At 51.1% G+C, this 20,985-nt stretch carries 24 protein-coding genes; 8 read left to right on the forward strand and 16 right to left on the reverse strand.

What is annotated here, in order from left to right:
- Positions 1-24 precede the first annotated feature (24 nt).
- Both chrA and Q0499_RS05450 read left to right on the forward strand, forming a co-directional pair.
- Positions 25-1,209 (forward strand): chromate efflux transporter, encoded by a 1,185-nt coding sequence (gene chrA, locus Q0499_RS05445; RefSeq protein ID WP_299197029.1) that lies wholly within the window; start codon positions 25-27, stop codon positions 1,207-1,209.
- Between the two features lie 178 nt (positions 1,210-1,387).
- Positions 1,388-2,437 (forward strand): GGDEF domain-containing protein, encoded by a 1,050-nt coding sequence (locus tag Q0499_RS05450; protein ID WP_299197031.1) that lies wholly within the window; start codon positions 1,388-1,390, stop codon positions 2,435-2,437.
- A gap of 25 nt (positions 2,438-2,462) precedes the next feature.
- Here Q0499_RS05450 and Q0499_RS05455 read toward each other — a convergent pair whose 3' ends face one another.
- From Q0499_RS05455 to Q0499_RS05480, 6 genes are all read right to left on the reverse strand, one after another.
- Positions 2,463-2,975, reverse strand: a complete 513-nt coding sequence (locus tag Q0499_RS05455; protein ID WP_299197033.1) for an RNA methyltransferase — start codon at positions 2,973-2,975, stop codon at positions 2,463-2,465.
- Positions 2,976-3,005: 30 nt separating this feature from the next.
- Complete coding sequence (locus Q0499_RS05460) at positions 3,006-3,923, reverse strand: glutaminase (RefSeq protein ID WP_299197035.1); 918 nt, start codon at positions 3,921-3,923, stop codon at positions 3,006-3,008.
- 11 nt (positions 3,924-3,934) lie between these two features.
- The gene (locus Q0499_RS05465) at positions 3,935-5,164 is read right to left on the reverse strand and encodes a DEAD/DEAH box helicase (RefSeq protein WP_299197037.1); all 1,230 of its coding nucleotides are present in this window, start codon (positions 5,162-5,164) and stop codon (positions 3,935-3,937) included.
- 135 nt (positions 5,165-5,299) lie between these two features.
- Positions 5,300-6,004 (reverse strand): mobilization protein MobD, encoded by a 705-nt coding sequence (locus Q0499_RS05470; protein WP_299197038.1) that lies wholly within the window; start codon positions 6,002-6,004, stop codon positions 5,300-5,302.
- Positions 6,005-6,155: 151 nt separating this feature from the next.
- Positions 6,156-6,773: a class I SAM-dependent methyltransferase gene (locus tag Q0499_RS05475; RefSeq protein WP_299197039.1), complete on the reverse strand. Its 618-nt coding sequence runs from the start codon at positions 6,771-6,773 to the stop codon at positions 6,156-6,158.
- 36 nt (positions 6,774-6,809) lie between these two features.
- On the reverse strand, positions 6,810-7,829 hold the full coding sequence (locus Q0499_RS05480) for a sensor domain-containing diguanylate cyclase (RefSeq protein ID WP_299197040.1): 1,020 nt from the start codon (positions 7,827-7,829) through the stop codon (positions 6,810-6,812).
- A 317-nt stretch (positions 7,830-8,146) separates the two neighbouring features.
- On the opposite strand from Q0499_RS05480, the gene Q0499_RS05485 reads away from it, so the two are divergent.
- From Q0499_RS05485 to Q0499_RS05500, 4 genes are all read left to right on the forward strand, one after another.
- The gene (locus Q0499_RS05485) at positions 8,147-8,452 is read left to right on the forward strand and encodes a helix-turn-helix transcriptional regulator (protein ID WP_299197041.1); all 306 of its coding nucleotides are present in this window, start codon (positions 8,147-8,149) and stop codon (positions 8,450-8,452) included.
- Positions 8,453-8,504: 52 nt separating this feature from the next.
- Complete coding sequence (locus Q0499_RS05490; RefSeq protein ID WP_299197042.1) at positions 8,505-9,557, forward strand: alkene reductase; 1,053 nt, start codon at positions 8,505-8,507, stop codon at positions 9,555-9,557.
- Between the two features lie 152 nt (positions 9,558-9,709).
- Positions 9,710-10,369 (forward strand): nicotinamide riboside transporter PnuC, encoded by a 660-nt coding sequence (gene pnuC / locus Q0499_RS05495; RefSeq protein WP_299197043.1) that lies wholly within the window; start codon positions 9,710-9,712, stop codon positions 10,367-10,369.
- Positions 10,369-10,890, forward strand: coding sequence for an ATP-binding protein (locus tag Q0499_RS05500; RefSeq protein WP_299197045.1), 522 nt, complete (start codon positions 10,369-10,371; stop codon positions 10,888-10,890). Before pnuC ends, Q0499_RS05500 begins: the two co-directional genes overlap by 1 nt.
- A 58-nt stretch (positions 10,891-10,948) precedes the next feature.
- Here the strand turns inward: Q0499_RS05500 and Q0499_RS05505 are convergent, their stop codons facing one another.
- The 3 genes from Q0499_RS05505 to Q0499_RS05515 form a co-directional block, all read right to left on the reverse strand.
- A complete protein-coding gene (locus Q0499_RS05505; protein WP_299197046.1) occupies positions 10,949-11,812 on the reverse strand; it encodes an aminotransferase class IV in 864 nt (287 codons plus the stop codon).
- A 386-nt stretch (positions 11,813-12,198) separates the two neighbouring features.
- Positions 12,199-13,095 carry a LysR family transcriptional regulator gene (locus Q0499_RS05510; RefSeq protein WP_299197047.1) on the reverse strand — a complete coding sequence of 299 codons (897 nt, stop codon included), beginning with the start codon at positions 13,093-13,095 and terminating at the stop codon, positions 12,199-12,201.
- A gap of 104 nt (positions 13,096-13,199) precedes the next feature.
- A complete protein-coding gene (locus Q0499_RS05515) occupies positions 13,200-13,661 on the reverse strand; it encodes an Lrp/AsnC family transcriptional regulator (RefSeq protein ID WP_299197048.1) in 462 nt (153 codons plus the stop codon).
- A gap of 140 nt (positions 13,662-13,801) precedes the next feature.
- Between Q0499_RS05515 and Q0499_RS05520 the strand changes: the two genes are divergently transcribed.
- On the forward strand, positions 13,802-14,851 hold the full coding sequence (locus Q0499_RS05520) for a PLP-dependent cysteine synthase family protein (protein ID WP_299197049.1): 1,050 nt from the start codon (positions 13,802-13,804) through the stop codon (positions 14,849-14,851).
- Between the two features lie 148 nt (positions 14,852-14,999).
- On the opposite strand, the gene Q0499_RS05525 is transcribed toward Q0499_RS05520, so the two are convergent.
- The 7 genes from Q0499_RS05525 to Q0499_RS05555 form a co-directional block, all read right to left on the reverse strand.
- Positions 15,000-15,854: a glutamate cyclase domain-containing protein gene (locus Q0499_RS05525; RefSeq protein WP_299197050.1), complete on the reverse strand. Its 855-nt coding sequence runs from the start codon at positions 15,852-15,854 to the stop codon at positions 15,000-15,002.
- Positions 15,855-15,937: 83 nt separating this feature from the next.
- Positions 15,938-16,876 (reverse strand): biotin-dependent carboxyltransferase family protein, encoded by a 939-nt coding sequence (locus Q0499_RS05530; RefSeq protein ID WP_299197051.1) that lies wholly within the window; start codon positions 16,874-16,876, stop codon positions 15,938-15,940.
- Complete coding sequence (gene pxpB, locus Q0499_RS05535; RefSeq protein ID WP_299197052.1) at positions 16,873-17,583, reverse strand: 5-oxoprolinase subunit PxpB; 711 nt, start codon at positions 17,581-17,583, stop codon at positions 16,873-16,875. The genes Q0499_RS05530 and pxpB overlap by 4 nt, the downstream gene beginning before the upstream one ends.
- Positions 17,580-18,314 (reverse strand): 5-oxoprolinase subunit PxpA, encoded by a 735-nt coding sequence (locus Q0499_RS05540; RefSeq protein WP_299197054.1) that lies wholly within the window; start codon positions 18,312-18,314, stop codon positions 17,580-17,582. The genes pxpB and Q0499_RS05540 overlap by 4 nt, the downstream gene beginning before the upstream one ends.
- 44 nt (positions 18,315-18,358) lie before the next feature.
- Complete coding sequence (locus tag Q0499_RS05545; protein ID WP_299197055.1) at positions 18,359-19,147, reverse strand: putative hydro-lyase; 789 nt, start codon at positions 19,145-19,147, stop codon at positions 18,359-18,361.
- Positions 19,148-19,459: 312 nt separating this feature from the next.
- The gene (locus Q0499_RS05550) at positions 19,460-19,651 is read right to left on the reverse strand and encodes a hypothetical protein (RefSeq protein ID WP_299197056.1); all 192 of its coding nucleotides are present in this window, start codon (positions 19,649-19,651) and stop codon (positions 19,460-19,462) included.
- Positions 19,652-19,870: 219 nt separating this feature from the next.
- The gene (locus Q0499_RS05555; protein WP_299197057.1) at positions 19,871-20,353 is read right to left on the reverse strand and encodes a hypothetical protein; all 483 of its coding nucleotides are present in this window, start codon (positions 20,351-20,353) and stop codon (positions 19,871-19,873) included.
- Between Q0499_RS05555 and Q0499_RS05560 the strand changes: the two genes are divergently transcribed.
- On the forward strand, positions 20,352-20,985 hold a 634-nt coding region (locus Q0499_RS05560; RefSeq protein WP_299197058.1), incomplete at its 3' end, for an IS5 family transposase. The two genes, Q0499_RS05555 and Q0499_RS05560, sit on opposite strands and share 2 nt — an antisense overlap.

The following is a 20,985-nucleotide window of genomic DNA, read 5'->3' on the forward strand; positions in this document are numbered from 1 at the left end:
GTATTGTTGCGGTTAAAAGTATCTATGAATAAAGCTGATTCTCTGTGGCCGGTTTTTATCACCTTTCTGCGGCTGGGGCTGACCTCTTTCGGTGGGCCGGTCGCCCATCTCGGCTATTTTCGCGAGGAGTTCGTGGTGCGACAGCGCTGGCTGTCCGAGCAGGCTTACGCTGATCTGGTTGCCCTCTGCCAGTTTTTACCGGGTCCTGCGAGCAGCCAGGTGGGGCTGGCGATTGGTTTGTCCCGCGCGGGATATGCAGGTGCAATCGTCGCCTGGATGGGTTTTACTCTGCCTTCAGCGATAGGTTTAGTGCTGCTGGCGTTTGGCTATCAGGTATTTGGCGAAGCCATTCCTGACGGCTTGCTAGCCGGGTTGAAGCTGGTAGCTCTGGCCGTGGTAGCACAGGCGGTCTGGGGGATGGCGGGTAACCTGTGTCAGGGCACGGTGAAAATCACGCTGATGCTGTTTTCCGCCTGTGTGGTGGTGATTAGCAGCACTGTGGTGAGTCAGATTGGGGTGATGCTGGTTGCCGCTATGGCGGGGCTGGTGCTTATCCGCCCGGACAGTAGAGTATCTGGCGATTACTTAATCATCGGCATCAGTCGTCGAGCCGGAATTTTGTGGCTGGTGGTTTTTATCCTGTTACTGCTGGGGTTGCCGTTGCTGCAGCAGCTATTTCCAAGTCAGCTATTAACCCTGATTGATAGCTTTTACCGTACCGGTTCGCTGGTATTTGGTGGGGGACATGTAGTGCTGCCGCTGTTGCAAACAGAAACTGTTGCCACTGGCCTGGTTACCCCGGATGCTTTTCTGGCAGGTTATGGTGTGACTCAGGCCGTTCCCGGGCCATTGTTTACTTTCAGCGCTTTTCTAGGGGCGTCGATGCAACAGGAACCTTCCGGCATAACGGGGGCGGTGGTGTGTCTATTGGCGATATTTTTACCCTCATTCCTGTTGGTTTTTGCCGCATTACCCTTTTGGCAAAGCCTTCGTGGCAATCGTCAGACACGCTCGGCGCTTGCTGGTTTGAATGCTGCCGTAGTGGGTATTCTGCTGGCTGCACTCTACGATCCGGTCTGGACCAGTAGTATTCACCGACCTGCGGAGTTTGCATTTGCGCTACTGGCTTATATGGCTTTGGTATTCTGGAAGTTGAAACCCTGGTTGGTGGTGATGTTTTCAGCGGGCCTGGGGACGATTTTTCTGTGAGATGTTTGTGCTGATAATAAGTTATATACACCGTTTTTTTCAGCGTGTACTGTTCGTAACGTGAGTCGTATCGCCTGATGTGGTCAAAAAAAACAGGAAAACGTGCCTTAAGTTATCTGATATTGACGTGTTTTGTCGTATAGTCCTAGCTGTAACCAGCAAAAGAAGTATATAGCACATGGGTAAAAATAAACCTAATCCCTATTCCGATGACACCTATGAAAAGGCCGCCGCTAATCTCAGGCTGGCGCTGTCTATCCTGGGTGAACATCGTCTGCCAAGCTCACCAATCAATTATCGTCTTGCGTATGATCTGATTGATGGCAGAAGCCGCTCTCTGAATACCGAATTCAAGACGATATTATCCTCTGATAGTGATGATATGAATGAGGATTTATGGGCGCTGTATCGCAGGTTTTATGTTCAGGATGAGGAAGCCCTGGAACTGATACGCGCAGAACTTCAGGGAATTGTTTCTGGTGTGGTAAACGAATGCGGATCAGCCAGTGGTGATTTGTTGGGATATTCTGACAGACTAAACTCGCTGGCTGACCTAGTGTGTAGTGATGCCGATTCTGAACTGACGCTGGTTGCGGTCAGGGATGCGATTAAAGATACCCGGCAGGTTGCCGTATCTCAACAGAAGTTGGGTTGTCAGCTTGCCGAAGTGCTGAAAGAGGTACGTGAGATACATAAAGCGATCGATGAGGTTCGCGAGGAGTCCCATGTTGACCCTCTGACCGGGGTCTCCAACCGTCGTGCTTTTGATCTGGCTTTGGCGAGTCTGATCGATAAGTCGGTGGAGCACAATGAGCCTCTCAGCCTGCTGTTGTGTGATATCGACTCTTTTAAACAGTTTAACGATGATTATGGTCATCTGGTGGGCGATAAAGTGCTGCAGTTTGTGGCCAAACAGTTGAAGAATTCGATTAAAGGCAGAGACTTTGTTTGTCGTTTTGGTGGTGAAGAGTTCGCCATTATTCTGCCGCACACGCCGCTTAAAAATGGCCTTATTGTTGCTGATCAGCTGAGGCTTAGCATCTCAAAAAGTCGTTTGAAAAGGGCAAACTCAGATGAGGTTTATGGCAACGTAACCCTGTCATTCGGTGTGGCTGAACTGGCAGCCGATGAAACCCGCAACGATCTGATCGAACGTGCCGACAGGGCCTTGTATAAGGCTAAGCATAATGGCCGTAACCGGGTTGAGGCCAGCGTTGCTGGAGAGTAACCCGGTAACCCCGAGCCAATAAAGTTTAGTTTTTAAACACCAGTCGGTTGTTCACATCCCGGCTCTGTTTAATTAACTCCCCATGATCTATCTGACGGTTCTGCTTAGCCATCCGGTCGTAGAGTAATACATTCACGGTAGCGGCCAGATTCATACAGCCGACCGTAGGCACGTAAACAACCGCATCCGCCAGATCAACTATCGACTGATCAATCGAGCCATCTTCCGGGCCAAAAATGTACAGGGCATCTTCCGGGTGGCTGAACTCGGGCAGGGGAATCGCGCCTTCCGCCAGTTCGACACAGATCAGTTTTCCATGCTTACCCACCAGTTCAGCAAATGACTCGACCGCGGTTAATGGGATCTGTTTATTGATGTCGCGGGTGTCCATATGATACTTAGCCGCGCGCTCAAAGCGAGTGCCGCTGTAGTAGATTGCCGATGCGCCATAGCACCCGGCTGCACGCATCACGGCCCCCACATTGGAGGGGCTTTTGGGGTTGCACAATGCGATGGCTACTGACCCTTGGTTTTCCACACTAAAATCCTTATGTAATCGGTTAACTCATCAGCCAAAAATAGACCAGCCGGTATGCTGTACCAGCTTTTCCAGTGCTTCGGTGCCCAGCTTGCTGTTGCCCACTTCATCGAGACCAGGTGACCATACCGCGATTGACGCCTTACCCGGTGCGATGGCCAGAATTCCACCGCCGACACCACTTTTACCCGGCAGGCCGACCCTGAAGGCGAATTCTCCAGAACCGTCATAGTGGCCACACATCAGCATCAGCGAGTTAATCCGTCGGGCACGCAGTGCCGAAACTACCCGTTTTCCGGTCACAGGATTGCGGCCATCGTCGACCAGAAAAAGTCCTGATTTGGCCAGCTGTTGGCTGTTCATGGCGATAGAACAGTGGTGAAAATAGGTCCCTAATACGCAATCAACCGGGTTTTGCATCCGTCCAAATGACGCCATAAAGTGAGCCAGAGAGGCGTTCCGGTCACCGGTAATGAGTTCTGACTGTGCCACTTTATCATCGATACTGATGCTGTCATCATCGGCGATGAAGCGTACAAACTGTAGAATTTCAGCCAGTGTCTCTTTCGGCTGGTGGCCCATCAGGATGGCATCGGCGATAGCAATTGCACCGGCATTGATGAAGGGGTTTCTCGGTTTGCCCTGTTCATGTTCCAGCTGGACGATGGAGTTAAACGGATCGCCTGAGGGTTCACGGCCAACCCGCGACCATACCGCATCACCGAGTTTGCCCAGTGCAATCGTCAGGGTAAATACTTTGGATATACTCTGTATCGAGAACAGCCGCTCACTGTGACCCGCACTGAACACCCGTCCGTCCGCCAGCGCCACGGTAATTGCGAACTGGTTGGGATCGACACAAGCTAGTTGCGGAATATAATCTGCCACCTTACCCCGGTCTTCACTCGCGCCGACCGTGGCGACGATCTCATCTAAAATATCTTGCAACGTTATACTCCTTATCGACGCCGTGAGCGCCCTGAAGGTTTGCCGCGGCCATTGCGATTCTGACCACCCCGGCTATTACCTTTCTTCTTCGTCTGGGAGAAATCCTGATCCAGATTCGGTTCATATCCGGGTAGCCACTGCTGCATCAGTGGGGTGTCGAGAATTTTATGAACTTCATCAAGCAACCACTTCTCATCGGCGCTCAGCAGGGTGATGGCCAAACCGGTTTCACCCGCCCGGCCAGTACGGCCAATACGGTGAATATAATCTTCAGCGTTATGCGGCAGTTCATAGTTGATCACATATTTAAGTTGCTGAATATCCAGACCCCGGGATGCAACATCGGTGGCAACCAGAACCCTGATTGTGCCGTTTTTAAAGCCTTCGAGCGCTCTTTCACGGGCACCCTGAGATTTGTCCCCATGTATCGCTTCGGTTTTTAAACCGTCCTTACACATCTCTTTGGCAAGGTCATCAGCGCCTTGTTTCGTCCGGGTAAAAACCAGTACCTGTTGCCAGTTATTGGCGCCGATAAGGTAGGAGGTGATCTCACGTTTACGCTGTTTATCCACCTCGTAGGCGATCTGTTTGACCTGACTGGCAGCCGCATTTCGCTCATCAACTTCGATCAGTAACGGATTGTTCAGCAGTTGTTGGCTGAGTTTGAATATCGCATCGTCAAAGGTAGCGGAAAACAGCAGCGTCTGGCGGCTATCCGGTACTGAGCGCAGAATCCGTTTGATATCATCAATGAAACCCATATCCAGCATCCGGTCGGCTTCATCCAGTACGAAGAACGCCAACTGACTCAGGTCGATCGCCTCACGGGAAAGCAGGTCAATCAACCGTCCCGGCGTCGCCACCAGTATATCAACGCCCTGTTCGATGGCATCCAGCTGAGGGTTAATGCTGACCCCACCATAGGCTATTACGGTGTGCAGAGCGAGATACTGGCCATAGTGCCTGAAGCTTTGTCCCACTTGTTGTGCAAGTTCCCGGGTCGGCGTGAGAATCAGCGCTTTAACCACCGGGGCAGGAGCGTTCATTTCACCTAAAGTGTGAAGAATGGGCAGGGCAAACGCGGCGGTTTTCCCGGTGCCGGTCTGCGCCCCCGCCATCACATCCTGATGGTTTAAAATAGCCGGAATCGCTTCCCGTTGAATCGGGGTGGGCTGGTGGTAGCCTTTTTCTTCGATGGCTTGCAGCAGAGCGGGGTGTAAACCAAATGATGCGAAACTCATGACCTGTGCCTTAACGTTTTAATAGGCGCGAGTTTAGCAGATCGGTTATCTATTTGCGGCTGAAAAATAGGCTGGAAGGTTAACGCGGGAGAAACCGGGCCAGAAATAGAGCTATGCTGGCCCGGCAGAAGAGGGTTATAGGTAACTGAACAGAATGCCTACCGTTTGATGTACCTTGTTCACCCAGACTTTACTCCGCTGTCTTTCCATAATGCCCAGGTGCTCAACTTCGCTGTCTTTCAGGTTTGCCGCTGCCCAAAAACTCAGTCCAAGCTTTTCAATTTTCTGCATGGTTGGGGTGTGCAGGGCGGGAATATAGAACTGATAGACCGGCATACTTTCCCGGTCTGTTTCCTTTAGCTGCGGTAGCGCTTCGATATTAGAGAAATCACTGCCACGGCCCTGATTCTTAGCGACCAGAATGGTGAATTGTTCATTGTATTTATCAAGAAAGTTGCTCAGCAGATTAACTGAATCGGGACCACTGTCGACGGCATACCAATAGGCCAGATCAATACCGGTCTCTTCACACATTTCGATCACGCCGTTTTCCTCAATCCAGCGGTCGAGGAAACGCTCGCTTTGGGCGGGCAGGTCGATCAGGATGTTGCAATCTTCCTCTAACGCCAGCTCCATGATCTGGTCGATGCTTTCAAAATGATCCAGATTGATAGGTCGGGTGTAATCCAGGTAGTAACGACTCAGCGTTGGGTGTGACTGGTCTGCATCCAGACCGATGTAGGGCATTCCGTTGTCGAGAAAGTATTGTGATAGCAGGCGCGACAGTACCGATTTGCCTACACCACCTTTTTCGCCACCGACAAAGTGAATCGTGCTCATGAATTATTTACCTGTAATAATCGTTTGATGTAAAAATTGAAGTATAAAATGCGCTATTGAAAAATGTATTTCAACCTATTGTATGGCGAGTTGTTTTTTTTTCGAAAAAAACTTTAAAGTTGCACTAAATCAGGGCGTATATGGCACTTTTTCAGTCATTTTGAGCCTTTCCAGGTTTCTGGACAATAAAATAAGCGTGCAGCTCGGGGTGTTGGTCAAACTCAAAGTGTCGGCAGATACAGCCTGATGCGGCAATTACGTTCAGAAAGCCCTGGATGCCTAAGGTGGAGTAATAGACTTCAGGCCCCATAAAGTTATCGGTATGCTCATCTGCTGCATCGGTACCACCGCAGGAAAAGATGCATACGCCGCCGGGGTTAAGGCCATTAAACAGTTTGCTCAGCAGGGCTTTCTGCTGCTCAAGGGGAACGTGCCAGATGCTATCCCAGGCGGTGATAAAATCATATCGCTGTGGCAGCGGCCATTCACAGATATCCTGATGGTGAAAGCGGATCTGCGGATGGCGTTGTTGTGCCAGCCGAATCATCTCATCTGAGATATCCACCCCTTCAGTAGCGAAGCCTTTTTCCAGCAACAGATCAATGAACCTTCCGGTGCAGCCGCACCCGACATCTAAAGCGGTTCTCTGCTGTTGGGTGAAGGCGATCGCCCGCTCATGTTGGGCAATACCATTGGTGCGGTTGAACTTATCGCTTTGCCACAGATGGGTGATGCCGTTGTAAGCCAGGCCGATCTCTTTGGGGTTCATATGTTCCTCCATGAAAGATAATGCTAATGATCGCTGTCAGAGCGATGATTCAGGTGATTGCTGAAGAAAATGGCTTATCTCCACCCGGTTCCGGCCATTCATCTTTGCCTGATAAAGCGCCTGGTCGGCGGTTTCGATCAGTGATAGTGGGGTCTCATCACGGCTTGCCAGGGTTGAGCTGACGCCGGCACTGATGGAGATGACATGGCAGGCTTCCGATGACTCATGAGCGATACTCAATTGGTATATTTTCTCCCGACAATCCTCTGCCATTTGCTGAGCTGCTGGCAGTGTTGTATTGGGTAGAAGCAGTACAAACTCTTCGCCGCCGAAGCGGGCGCAAAAATCAGATTCGCGTTTTGCTATGCATGATAATGCTTTCGCTATCATTTTAAGACAGTCATCTCCCGCTAAATGGCCGTAGTGATCATTGTATTGCTTAAAGAAATCAACATCGATCATAATCAGTGAGAGGGGGTGTTTCTCCCGCTGGCACCGGCTCCATTCATCCTCAAGTCGGCTGTCGAAGGCGCGTCGGTTAGCAATGCCGGTCATACCGTCCTGCACAGCTAACTTCTCCAGAGCCTCATTGAGGTGCTTGAGTTTGGTCTCGCTTTCTAGCAGTTGCGCTGTCCGTAATGCAACCTCCTGCTCTGCGCTTTTCTGCGCACTGATATCGGTAATATAACCGCACCAGATTGTCGCTCCGTGCTTTTTTCGCAGGGTCGGTCTGGAGTTAATCAGAACCCATTTTAATTGACCGGAGGGCAAAATCACCCGAACCTGTGAAACAAAAACGTCTTTGCCGTTCCTTGATTTCAGGTCTTCAGCTCTGAGCTGATCAATATCGTCTGGATGCACTATCGCCCATAAGCGCTGGATGTCTGCTGTAAAATACTCGGGAGGGTGGCCTAAAATATCCAGTGAGGTGGGGCTCATATACAGGAGTTCACTGTACTCTTCTGTAAAGAGGACATACTCATAGAGTACAGCTGGCATCGTATTTAGAAAGTCCTGCAGCGTCTCTTCTGTCAGGCTAACAGGCTTTTTTTTCAAGCTATGTCTCCGCTATACAACCCTCAGGGTAAATCCTGGATTTTATTTTTTCGAGGGTACTGAAGCACTAGAAGGTTTTTTTATACAGACCATTGTAGTTGTTTAACCCATTAATAGATAAACCAAATCTGTAGTATTGGGACGATTTTATTGTGGTGCTTGTCTTTGTGGTGATCACCTGGAAATTGACACTGTCAGATGATCTTCAGTAACAAGAAGGTTGTATATCGAAAATTTACGATATATATTTCGTTTTATCGCGATTAATAAATATAGTCGCTAATTATGTTAATCATAAAACAGTAACAAGGAATCAGATGAGCACTGCTGAACTTGATGAGATGATCAAAGCTCTGTCACACCCGGTGCGCCGGGATATTCTCAACTGGTTGAAACAACCAGACATCTTTTTTGCTGATCAGCAGCATTCACTGAATCTGGGGGTGTGTGCCGGTATGATTGATCAGAAAACCGGTCTGTCGCAGTCCACCGTATCAGCTCACCTGGCGACACTGCAACGGGCCGGCTTTATCAGTAGTAAAAAAGTAGGGCAATGGAGTTTTTTTACCCGCAACGAAGCGGTGGTTCAGGCGTTTCTGGCGCGTCTGAATGAACAACTTTAAGCTACCGCAGCCCCATCTTTATCGAACAGCTTTTGTAGGAGATAGATTTCCGATGACAACCTTATTTGATCCACTGACTCTGGGTGATCTGACACTTAAAAATCGTGTCGTGATGTCGCCCTTAACCCGTTGTCGTGCCGATGAAGGACGGGTGCCAAACGCATTGATGGCAGAGTATTATCAGCAGCGCAGCAGTGCGGGCCTGATTCTTTCGGAAGCGACCTCCGTCACCCCTATGGGTGTCGGTTATCCCAATACGCCGGGGATCTGGTCGGATGAGCAGGTGGAAGGATGGAAGCTGATTACTAGCGCAGTGCATCAGGCGGGTGGCCTGATTTACCTGCAGTTATGGCATGTCGGACGTATCTCTGATCCGCTTTATCTGGATGGCGAGCGGCCGGTTGCTCCCAGTGCTGTGCGTCCGGCGGGTCATGTAAGCCTGCTGCGTCCGAAGAAAGATTATGAACAACCCCGTGCATTAACGCTGAGCGAGATTAAATCGGTCGTTGAAGCTTATCGTCAGGGCGCTGAAAATGCCAAAGCGGCTGGTTTTGACGGTGTGCATGTGCATGGCGCTAATGGTTATCTGCTGGATCAGTTTCTGCAGGATAAGACCAATCTGCGGGATGATGAATGTGGTGGTTCGCTGGAAAACCGTGCCCGGCTAATGCTGGAAGTCACCGATGCCTGTATCGATGTCTGGGGTAAAGACCGGGTTGCTGTGCATCTCTCTCCGCGAATGGATGCCCACGATATGGGTGATTCTAATCCCCGGGAGACCTTCGGCTATGTCGCCACTGAGTTGGGTAAACGGGGTATCGCGTTTATCTCAACCCGCGAACTAGTGGGCGAAGACAGTTTGACGCCGTACTTAAAACAGCTGTTTGATGGCCCGGTGGTCGCTAATGAGCAGTTCACCAAAGCGCAGGCGAATCAGTGGCTCGCAGAAGGTAAAGCGGATGCCGTCGCGTTTGGTATTCCATTTATCGCCAACCCGGATCTGCCAACACGACTGCAACTGGACGCCGAACTGAATCCTCCGCGTTTTGAATTGTTCCACGCGTTAGGGGCTGAAGGCTACACCGATTATCCCGCGCTGGGGTAAAAGGTCATCAGTAACACAAAACGCCTGCACTGTGCAGGCGTTTTGCTGTAATGATTAAAGCAAACGGTCCTACTGATCGCCTTCCTGCGCTATAGTGTGCTCCGTTTTTAACATAGCCACCTTCTGTCCTACGAGAGATAAGAAACACCGATATGGAAAATAATATTCTGGCTACTATTGAGTGGCTGCAACTATTCGGCAGTACCCCCCTGGAGATTATTGCAACAACCAGCGCCATTCTCGGCGTGATTCTGATTGCCCGGCAAAATATTCTTGGCTGGCCGCTGGGTATCCTCTGGGCATCGATTTCCGCCTGGTTGGCGATTACCGAGTGGCAGCTGGTCTCTGATGGTATTCTCTATCTTTGCTATATTCCTATTCAGTTGTACTGCTGGATGGTGTGGATCAAACGGGGTTCAGCAGTGGAACAGGGACCGTTTGTGCCGCAATGGTTGTCGCAGAAACAGCAACTGTTTCTGATTGCCGCCGCTGCACTCTGTATCCTCGGGTGGGGACTGGGTATCTCTCTACTGGCTGAAAAGATTAGCTGGATACCGGAGCCTTCACTGTTATGGCTGGATTCAGTGACCACGGTATTAAGCTTTTTTGCGCAGTTTCTGCAGGCCCGTAAACGGATGGAGAACTGGGTGGGCTGGTGCATCGTTAACGTGCTCGGCATCTATATCTACTGGATTAAAGAAGCCCCTATCTACTCGTTTCAGTACGCGATTTTTCTCGGGTTGGGAATCTACGGCTGGATTCAGTGGCATAAAGCACAGAGGCTGCAATCTATTGCTGCAGGAAAGCGCTAGTGCGGATTGTCATTACGGGCGCCGAATCGTCTGGCAAAAGCACGCTGACAGAGCATCTTGGCAGGACACTTAAACTACCCTATGCGCTGGAGTATGCGCGCTATTATCTGGAGCATTATGGCCCTGACTATGACCTTGCACAGCTAACCCGGTTGAGTAAACTGCACCAGCAGTATCAACAGACAGAAGTCAGTTGTGAGGTCGCCCTGGGCATTTTTGATACCGATCTGATCAATTATAAGATCTGGGCAGAGGTGGTGTTTGGTTGCTGCCCAGAGGTGATCAGCGCCGGAATCGCTCAGGAATCATCCCATGTGTATCTGCTATGTAAGCCCGATCTGCCATGGGAGCCCGATCCTTTGCGGCAAAACCCGGATGATCGGGAGCAACTCTATCAGCGACATCTGCAGGAGATTCAGCGCTTAGGTCGTCCTTTTGAAATAGTCGAGGGGAGCGGGGCACAGCGCCTGGCAAATGCAGACGCGGCCGTTGAACGGTTGATAACGAAGCAAACTGCTTAGCATCAAGCAAAAAAAAACGCACCGGCCGGTGCGTTTTAAGTATTCAGTCTGCTATCAATCAGAAATCAAACTTAGATGCGGTGTAAATCTGGAACGCTTTTTCCCAGACTTCGCCAACTTCGCCGTTGCCTACAGGCTTGCCATCCAGTTTAGTTACCGGAGCGATCTCTTTAGAAGAGGAGGTGATCCACAGTTCATCGGCGTTACGCACGTCATCCATGGTGACGGTGCGTTCTTCCAGTTTCAGTGAACCGTCTGCCTTGATGCTGTCGATGATAATACGGCGGGTAATACCCGGCAGGATCTGGTTGTCCTGAATCGGAGTGATAATCACGCCATCTTTGACGATGAATGCGTTGCAGGAGCTACCTTCAGTCAGTTCGCCTTTAGCGTTGTACAACAGCGCTTCGTCGTTACCGGCAGAGTAACCTTCCTGGAAGTGGATAACGTTGCCCAGCAGTGCGGTTGATTTGATGTGGCAACGCTTCCAGCGCAGATCTTCAGTGGAGATCATGCTGTACTGGTGTACCTGAGTGCGATCAACCGGCTCAGGGTCTTTGATGCCAAACGCAAAGCAGAAAATTGTTGGCTCTACACCTTCCGGGTAAGCGTGGTAACGCTTAACGTCAGTACCACGGGAAACGTGCACATAAACACCCAGGTTTTCGCCCAGATCACTGTTTTTAGCGATCAGGTCGTCCAGTAGGGTTTTCCACTCTTCTGCCGTGTGGCTGTTTTTGATCTCGATTGCAGCCAGACCATTGATCATACGGTTGATATGAGGCATCAGACCAACAGATTTACCGTTGTAGTATGGGATAACTTCGTAGATACCGTCACCGAACAGGAAACCCCGATCCAGTGGAGAGATGCGGGCTTCTTCTAGTGGCAGGTATTCGCCATTCAGATAAGCAATGCTCATATTAACCTTCCTTAAAACGTGTTAGGGACTTTGCCTTACAGGTGCCACAGAAAATATATCAAAGGCAGTATAGTCGTAGTGCAAGGGTCCGGAATAATTTGACACTGAATTGCTGTAAAAAATCTGATCCTGAATCGATCTGGGGCAGCTTCCGGGTCACGTGATTATACAGAGAACTGTGCTGTGCTTTTGGCTGATAGCTAGCGGTTCTCTGTGGTTGTCTGACTTTTTGGGTTGGTCTCAGTCTCTAAGAAAAGTGGAAAAGTTGCAATAGCTGCAGAAAGATAAGAAAAAAAATCTGTATAGGCTGGTATGGCAGAATTTATTGTTACATATTTATATTATTTAGGTATAAACCCTGTTGTTGATCTGATAGAGCCAACGCTTTAGCGCTGTTTGCTGGTTGTGCTGACAATAACTTCCCGGCCGCTTTTAGCCAGAAGCTGTGGAAGAATCCGGTCATCATCGAGCCTCCAGCAGGCACAGAATGCCAGCTCCGGTGGCTTCGGGCCCGGACTGAATTGCGTCAGCCGACCCTGTTGCAGGTGCGTGCGAATGACCGGCTCCGGCAGTAGTGCCATGCCTGCACCTTCCAGTGTCAGTGTCAGCAGGTTAGCCACCGAGCTGCAGGTATGAAATACCGGAGTTTCCTCCAGTGGCCGGAACAGGTGCTGCAGATAGTCCCAGGGGCGGGTATCGCGGGGAAAGCTGAGAATGGGGGAGCGAATCAGTTCTTCGATACTGCTAACCGGGTTATCGGCCAGCCGCTCAGGGGTTGCGACCCAGTATTGAGGGTAGCTGCACAGGGGTTCCGTCACCAGCTCCGGCAGATCACTATGGCCTGCCACCATCAGTGCAAGATCAAGTTCATGCTCCTGCAGCTGCCGGGTCAGTGTCGGGGTGACATCACTGATCAGTTCAAATGACATCAGCGGGTGTTGCTGCTGCCAGTTCTGCAATAGCGGTGCCAGATAAAGGTGTGCCAGAGTGTCGGTAATGCCGATTCTGAGGGTGCCTTTCTGGGGGTTCTGATCGGTGATCTGCTGCTTCATCTCCTGACTGATCGCGAGTAATTTCTCAGCGTAGGGCAGCAGTTGAACCCCGCGGGAGGAGAGTCGGGTGCCGCTTTTATCACGGATAAACAGCTGTGCGCCCAGTTCCTCTTCTAAGGCGTGAATGCGCGCGGAGATGGCCGGTTGTGTTGCATGCAGTTGTTGCGCGGCGGCATGAAAGCTTCCCAGGCGGGCGACTTTGACAAAAGTGTTCAGGTTTCTCAGGCGCATGAAGTCAGAGCTCGGCAGATAATGGTGTCACTATATAGAAGCATCGGTCTACTTTGAAGCATAGAAGCGGCGCGATGCCTGGAATAACCCAGGCGCTTACCCCGTCAGCAGTTTGTCAGTGGCAGGCGGGTCGAGAACTTTATCTCCTCCATCGCAAAACTGGAGGTGACATCGGTTAACCCCTCGACTTCGCTGATCAGTTTTTTATAGAACCGGTCAAAGGATTCAATATCTTTGGTGGCCACCCGCAGCAGATAGTCCCACTCACCCGCCATCCGGTAACACTCCATCACTTCATCAAAACCGGCAATGGATTCGGCAAAGCGTGTTAGCCAGCGCTGTTCATGCTGCTGGGTTTTAATATGCACAAAGACAGAAACACCCGCGCCGACTTTTGCGGCATCCAATAGGGCAACCCGGGACTTAATCACGCCGCGCTCTTCCAGTCGTTTGATCCGCTTCCAGCAGGGGGTGGTTGACAGGTTAACCTGTTCCGCTATATCGGAAACGGGCAGGGTAACATCCTGCTGCAGAAGAGTGAGAATGGTCTTATCAATCGAATCCATAGAAAAATAATCTTTATAAATGTTTATATGGATAAAAGTATTCTACAAAGTGGCGGTTTTAGCCAGCATAAAGCAAAAAATATCTCCGGGTTCCGTCCTATACTGCGTCTGTTGATTCAATGATTTCAGGAGTGGTAGTTATGAGCGTTTGGACCGAGCAGGCGGTAGCACGGATTAAGGCGGATGCGCAGCGTTCAGCGGATACCCATCTGATTAAACTGGAGATTCCCGCGCTGGCGGGAATTGATCTGTATCTGAAAGATGAGAGCAGTCATCCCACCGGTAGTCTGAAGCACCGTCTGGCCCGCTCCCTGTTTCTTTATGCGTTGTGTAATGGGCAGATTCATGAGGATACTACCGTGATAGAGGCATCCTCTGGCAGTACCGCGGTGTCGGAGGCCTATTTTGCCCGGATGATCGGTGTTCCCTTTATTGCGGTGATGCCCCGAAAAACCGCAGCGGCTAAGATTAAGCAGGTTGAGTTTTACGGAGGGCATTGTCACTTTGTTGATTGCCCGACACAGATGCATGATGCTGCACAGGCGTTGGCCGAGGCGTGTAATGGCCACTTTATGGATCAGTTTCGCTATGCTGAGCGGGCGACCGACTGGCGCGGCAATAGCAACATTGCCGAGAGTATCTTCCGGCAGATGAAGCTGGAGTCGCACCCGGTGCCTGCGGCCATTGTGATGAGCGCCGGCACCGGTGGCACCACGGCAACCCTGGGGCGCTATATTCGCTATAAGGGTTTCAGTACGACGTTGCTGGCGGTCGATCCGGAAAATTCGGTTTTCTATGATGTGTGGAAGACCTGCGACCCAAATATAGAGATTAAACAGGGGAGTCGTATCGAAGGGATTGGTCGTCCCCGGGCGGAGGAATCGTTTCAACCGACGGTGATCGATCGGATGATAAAGGTGCCGGATGCCGCATCAGTGGCGGCGATGCGCTGGCTGGAACAGCAAACCGGCCGCCGGGCCGGGGCGTCAACCGGGACGAATCTCTGGGGCATGCTGACGCTGGCGGTGGAGATGCATCAGCGGGGAGAACAAGGTTCGCTGGTTACCCTGATCTGTGATGGCGGCGAGCGTTATCTGGACAGTTACTATGATGAAGAGTGGGTTGCTAAAAATATTGGTGACATCTCTGAATATCAGTTACAGCTGAAAGGGGTGTTAGGGGGAAGATAGATTCAGGCTTGAAATATCCAGTGGTCTATCGCGGCTGGACGCTGTTCCTGCATTCTGTGCTGTGATTGCAGTGAGGCTAGAGCTGTGATCATGGCCTCAGAATGTGCAAAAAAAACCGCCAGCGGCGGTTTTTTTAAACAGTTTAAACTCAGTCGTTATAACCGATCAGTGCCCGTAGTCCGGCGATAACGCTATCGCCCTCGGACAGCGGCAGGCCATCTTCGGTCAACTGGTTGATACGGGTGACACCGTCAACGCTGCCCAGCTTGGACAGGTATTCAATAATCGCTAATGGATCGATCTCACCCAGCAGGTCGCGGCCGCTCCACAGGCTGAAGAAGGTGATCAGACCGTAAGCACCCCAGTTGGATACGTCGGCGATCAGCAGTTCATCAACACGGGTCGCTGCCGGGGTGATATCCAGCCCTTTAATTGCTTCGGTGATATTACCCATACCGATCTCGTTGCCACCATCGCCGATACCGATGGTCGGACATTTAGCATTGTTAACGAAGGTATCGAAACAGGCCGTCCGTGCGCTGATGCTTTCACCGCGCATATTGTAGTAACCACCATCCTCTGCCTGACCAGGACGTTCAATCGACAGCACCGCATCAGGGTTGTAGTTGTACAGTGCCTTGAACGCTTCAAGGGTGCGTTCCTGGTGTTCGCCAACACGGATCTCATGGACCCGGTATTTGTCCATCAGTGCCTGAGAAACCGGTGGGCCACAGACGATGACCGGGGTGGCTCCCAGCTTTTCCAGAGCATCATAGAGGGCGATAGCACCCAAAGGCCCGTCTGTTTCAAAGGTATCTACTACCGGGAAACCGGTGCCGATCAACACATGTCCTCGGCACTTATACAGGGTGCGTGCTGCCCGCAGATAGTAACCGGTAGATAGAGCAGGCTGGACAGTTTTCATGCCGCGCAGGTTGCGGGACACTAACAGGTCTTCTACCTGCTTGCTCAGTACGACTTCATTAATCTGATTCTGTGACATCGAGAGTTCTCTCTTTTTCGCTTCTGTTCGTTAGCCGGATTGCTACAGTACCGGCGCTGATGGTTAGCTGTGTTCGTGCTGAGTTATTCAACCGGTTCTGGTTCAGTATTGTTAAAACGTATATGTGCCAGGCAGTGCAGGTTATGGGCATCATCAATGGTGATCTCATCAAATGATATGCGCGAACCGGGTAGCATCTGCGCCATACGCGCTGTGTCCATCGCAATCATCGAACCGATCTTAGGATAACCACCAATGGTTTGACGATCATTCAGCAGTACGATTGGCTGGCCATCTGCCGGAATCTGAATCGCACCGTGGCAGATACCTTCCGATAAGATACCGTCTACCGCCGGTTTGACCTCGGGGCCTGCCAGTCGGTAACCCATGCGGTCTGCGCGGTCGGTGACCTTGTATTCACTGCTGAAAAACAGGCGTTTCTGGTATTCACTGAACGCGTGCTGTTGATAACCGGTGATAACCCGCAGACTGATATTGTCACGATAGTCCGGCCGATCTGACTCAGGCAAACGATAGCCCTTATGTTTTACCGGTGGGTTACATTGGAGAAAGTCACCTTGTTGCAGTTTTTCGCCGCTGAAGCCACCAATCCCTTCGCGGGTGACGGTGGCGCTACTGGAAAAACTATGCTCGACCTGAAAACCTCCGCTAACCGCGAGATAAGCCCGGGCGCCCCGGGCTGAAAAGCCGACTTCGATCTTATCGCCCGCTTTAATCTTATGAGCATGCCAGCGTTCCTGCTCAACCCCGTTAATTTTCAGTGGCATCTCAGCACCGGCCAGCACGATCTGAGCATCCGTTTCTGCTGCCAGTACCAGGCCTCCGAAACTGATCTCCAGAGCGGTCGTGTTCATCGGGTTATCTACTAAGCGATTCGCCCATTTGAACGCCAGTGAGTCCAGTGGGCCGCCAGTGGTCAGGCCGATGCGGTGATGACCAAAACGGCCCGCATCCTGAATCAGTGTCAGCAGACCGGGTTGTACTACTTTAAAGCCGCTCATCTGATCTCTCCCAGTTCGCCGCCCTGGGCGAAGAACTCTGCCTGGCTGATCGGATTAAAGCGGATCCGGTCTCCCACCTGCACCGGCATGGTCGGGGTAGCCTTAGGATCGAACATTCGTGTTGGGCAGAGGCCGATCAGGTTCCAGCCGCCGGGTGATACCGCCGGATAAACCGCGGTCTGACGGTCGGCAATCGCGATAGCGCCACGGGGCACTTTAGTTCTCGGGGTCGATAGCCGGGGCGCAGCGATACGCTCATCCACTTCGCCCAGATAGGCAAAGCCGGGAGCAAAGCCGATGGCGTAAACCCGGTATTCCATCTCGCTGTGTATTTTGATCACCTCTTCAATACTCAGATCTGCGCGCTGTGCCAGCGCTTCCAGATCGGGGCCGGATTCGGTGCTGTAATAGGCTGGCAGAATGACTAAGTTGCCTTCGCTGCTGTCACAGTCTTCTAATTGCCCCAGTACTTTGCGAATACAGCTTCGAACGGCCAGGTGGTCGGTAGCCAGCTGGTTATAGATCACCAGTAGTGACGCATAGGAGGGCACCATATCGATCAGTTTGCCGCTCAGCTCGGTTTCGAGAATGGTAACGGCCTGCTGTACCTGGGCAGACACCCGGGGATCGGTTTTTTCTCCGAAATAGATAATCAGCGCATTTTCGCCTGCGACTTCGATACGGAAATGATTCGCCGTTGTATTCATTGGCTGATCAACCCGCGAATCTCCTGGATGGCGTTAACGCCGTCCATGTTATCGCCGTGGACACACAGGGTATCGGCGCGAAGCGTCAGGATTTCACCACTGACAGTGGTGACGGTGCCCTGTTCTTTCAGTTGTTTAACCTGTGCCAGCATCTTCTCTTTGTTGTGCACTGCGCCGGGTTTAGTCCGGGCGAGCAACTTGCCATCATCGTCATAGCAACGGTCAGCAAAGATCTCAAACCAGAGCTCCAGGCCAATACTATCCGCTTCCTGCTGGTGTTGTTCAGCTTGCGGTGTGCTTTGCAGCATCAGTACCAGAGGCCGGTGATATTCAGAAACCGCCTGCATGATAGTCGCGCGGACCGCTGCATCAGCCATCATGTCGTTGTACATTGCGCCATGGGGTTTGACGTAAGTCAGCGTCAGCCCCTGGGTATGTGCCATGCCATCAATCGCGGCAATCTGATAATGCACCATCGCTTTAAGTTCAGCGGCAGACGCCTTGATGCTGCGACGGCCAAACCCGACCAGATCAGGATAGCCGGGGTGCGCACCGATGGTGACGTTATTGGCTTTCGCCAGTGTCAGCGTGTTTTGCAATACCAGCGGGTCGCCAGCGTGAAACCCACAGGCGATGTTGGCCTGGTCGATGTGCGGCATCACCGCTTCATCGAGGCCCATCTTCCAGGAACCAAAGCTTTCACCCAGGTCACAGTTAAGACGTAAAGACATATTCGGTCCTCCTGTTATAGCTCGGCCAGTTATAGTTCGGCCAGTTATAGCACAGCCAGGTGGCTGTTAAGCAGATCAGTAATAAGCATGTAGCCGGGGCTGTGAGTGATGCAGAACTCAGGCTTAGCCTGTTCAATCGCTACCTGAGGCGTTACCCCGCAAGCCCAGAATACCGGCAGTTCGCCCTCTTTAATGGTAACGGCATCGCCGAAGTCGGGGGTGTTGATATCACGAATACCGATCTGGGACGGGTCGCCCAGGTGCAGTGGTGCCCCATGTACCGAGGGGAAACGGGTACAGATCTGTACAGCACGGATCGCATCGGCGGCTTTCATGGGCCGCATACTGACAACGGTGGTACCGCTGAAACGCCCGGCGCTTTTACATTCGATATTGGTGCGATACATCGGCACGTTAACCCCTTCGGTGATGTTGCGCACTTCCAGGCCATCGGCAATCAAGGCTTCTTCAAAGGAGAAAGAACAGCCCAGCACGAAGGTCACCAGATCATCACGCCAGTAGGGTTTCAGGTCGGTAACTTCTTTAGTCAGTATGCCGTTTTCATAGATACGGTATTTGGGTACATCGGTGCGGATATCGATATCCTGGCCCAGATCCGGCAGCATAAACTCACCAGGCAGGCTGGACATGCCCACTATCGGACAGGGCTTGGGGTTCTTCTGGCAGAACATCAGAAAGTCGTTGGCCCACTCTTTTGGCATAATCGCCAGGTTACCCTGAACGAACCCCTGACCATAGCCGGATGTATTGCTGGTAAACTCACCGCTGCGAATCTGCTGGCGGATCTCAAAAGGAGTCATCTCTTTTTTCATCAGTTAAGCCTTAGTTTGCGGGCCGCTTGGCGGCGATCGTGTAACGTTTCCTGACGCTTTAGTTTCCTGCGGAAAACTAAGCCGGAAAGGGATACCTGCCAATGGCGCTTTGTGAAGCGCTTGCAGGTGACTTTAATATGTTCTGTAAGCTAACAGCTTAGACCTTACAGAGAGTAAGTGAGCGCATAACAGTAAAGAAAGCGTTCGGAAAAGTGCCCGAATGGCTGGGGTAGGGGTGGCTGTCCAGGATCGCTGGCCAGCCAGGTAACTGATTATCTGCAGATGCTCAGAAATCAGTTAGTAAACCTGTGACTACTGAGCAGCCATCCACTGTTCAACCTGCGCCTTCGTACGGCCGAAGAAAACCACCCGTGCGGTTGAGCTCAGAGCGCCGTTATATCCGATGGTACGACGGTAAACCCACCAGCTGTCTGCAGCTTTCTCAACGATCTCGTCAACGTGACGTAGTTGCTGAAATTGGTCCAGCGGCATCATTGTGCTCATGGTATGTGTCGTACTCCCGATAGATTCTTAGCTATTATCAATGTTCAGATTATTGTGGCGTTAAGGCTGTAAGCTGTCTAATGAATAATCGCTTACCTATCTGATAATTTTTTTTTATCAGTCGTTTGTCTGCCGACCGCTTGAGCCTTTCCTCTTCGTAAAGGTGGGCTAAGGATACATTATCTGTTGATTGCCAAAGGTGAACAATTGAAGGCACTGCTATGCCATCCTTAGTAAGGTCTCACGAACCCAGATAATGCTGCTCTGATAGGCCTCATTGAGAACTCTTTCGGAGTAACGTGGGCTGAGCTCATTCCATTTACACATCATGAGATTGTCGACTGTCGTCAATAGTTCACCATAGATACCTTCGCCATAAAGGATTGCTCTCTTGATCTCTTCGCTGAGCATAACTTGATTTAAGATCTGGTCTCTGGGAGTATCCAGCAGAGCATCAAGCCCGGCGAAGATCCCGAGCATGAATCCACCTTGCTTTGTCATGTTAGTGTTGTTTTCAGCTAACAGTTCGCACATTCTGGCTCGCATGAGTATGTGACGGGTCAGCTCATCTGGTTTTTGCTTCTCTCCGGATAAAGCGATCAGCGCGCACCAGCGTTTCAGATCTCCAATACCTAAGGAAGTTGCGAATAAGCCCCACCTCTTGAGACAATCTGCGGAACAATCTTCTCCGAGATAAGTCATGGATCATCAGCTCACTTTTGCCGATAGCGAGTTCAGTCAGAAACGCAGAAAAACCCGTAAAGAGATCTTTCTTGGGCGTATGGATAAACTCATCCCCTGGAAGCGTCTGGAGGGGATCATTAAACCGCATTACCCCAAGGCAGGGAATGGTCGTCGCCCATACCCTCTATCTACAATGCTGCGTATTCACTGCATGCAGAACTGGTACAGCCTGAGTGATCCAGCAATGGAAGATGCGTTATATGAAATTGCTTCAATGCGCCTATTTGCTGGTTTATCCCTGGACAAAAAAATTCCTGACCATACAACCATCATGAACTTCCGTCACCTTCTGGAACGCAAGGGGTTGTCTCGCAAGCTGTTCAATGAAGTAAACCTGTGGCTGTCAGATGCTGGGATCTTATTAAAAGAAGGTACATTGGTTGATGCAACCATTATTGAAGCCCCCACATCTACCAAAAACAAAACAAGTGAGCGTGATCCTGAAATGCACCAGACTAAGAAAGGAAATGAGTGGCATTTTGGGATGAAAGCTCATATCGGTGTTGATGCTCGTACGGGCATCACTCATAGCTTCACCACGACAGCAGCCAATGAGCATGATCTTAATCAAGCAGGTAATTTGCTACATG

This window comes from uncultured Amphritea sp. (assembly GCF_937127095.1).
GTDB lineage: Bacteria > Pseudomonadota > Gammaproteobacteria > Pseudomonadales > Balneatricaceae > Amphritea.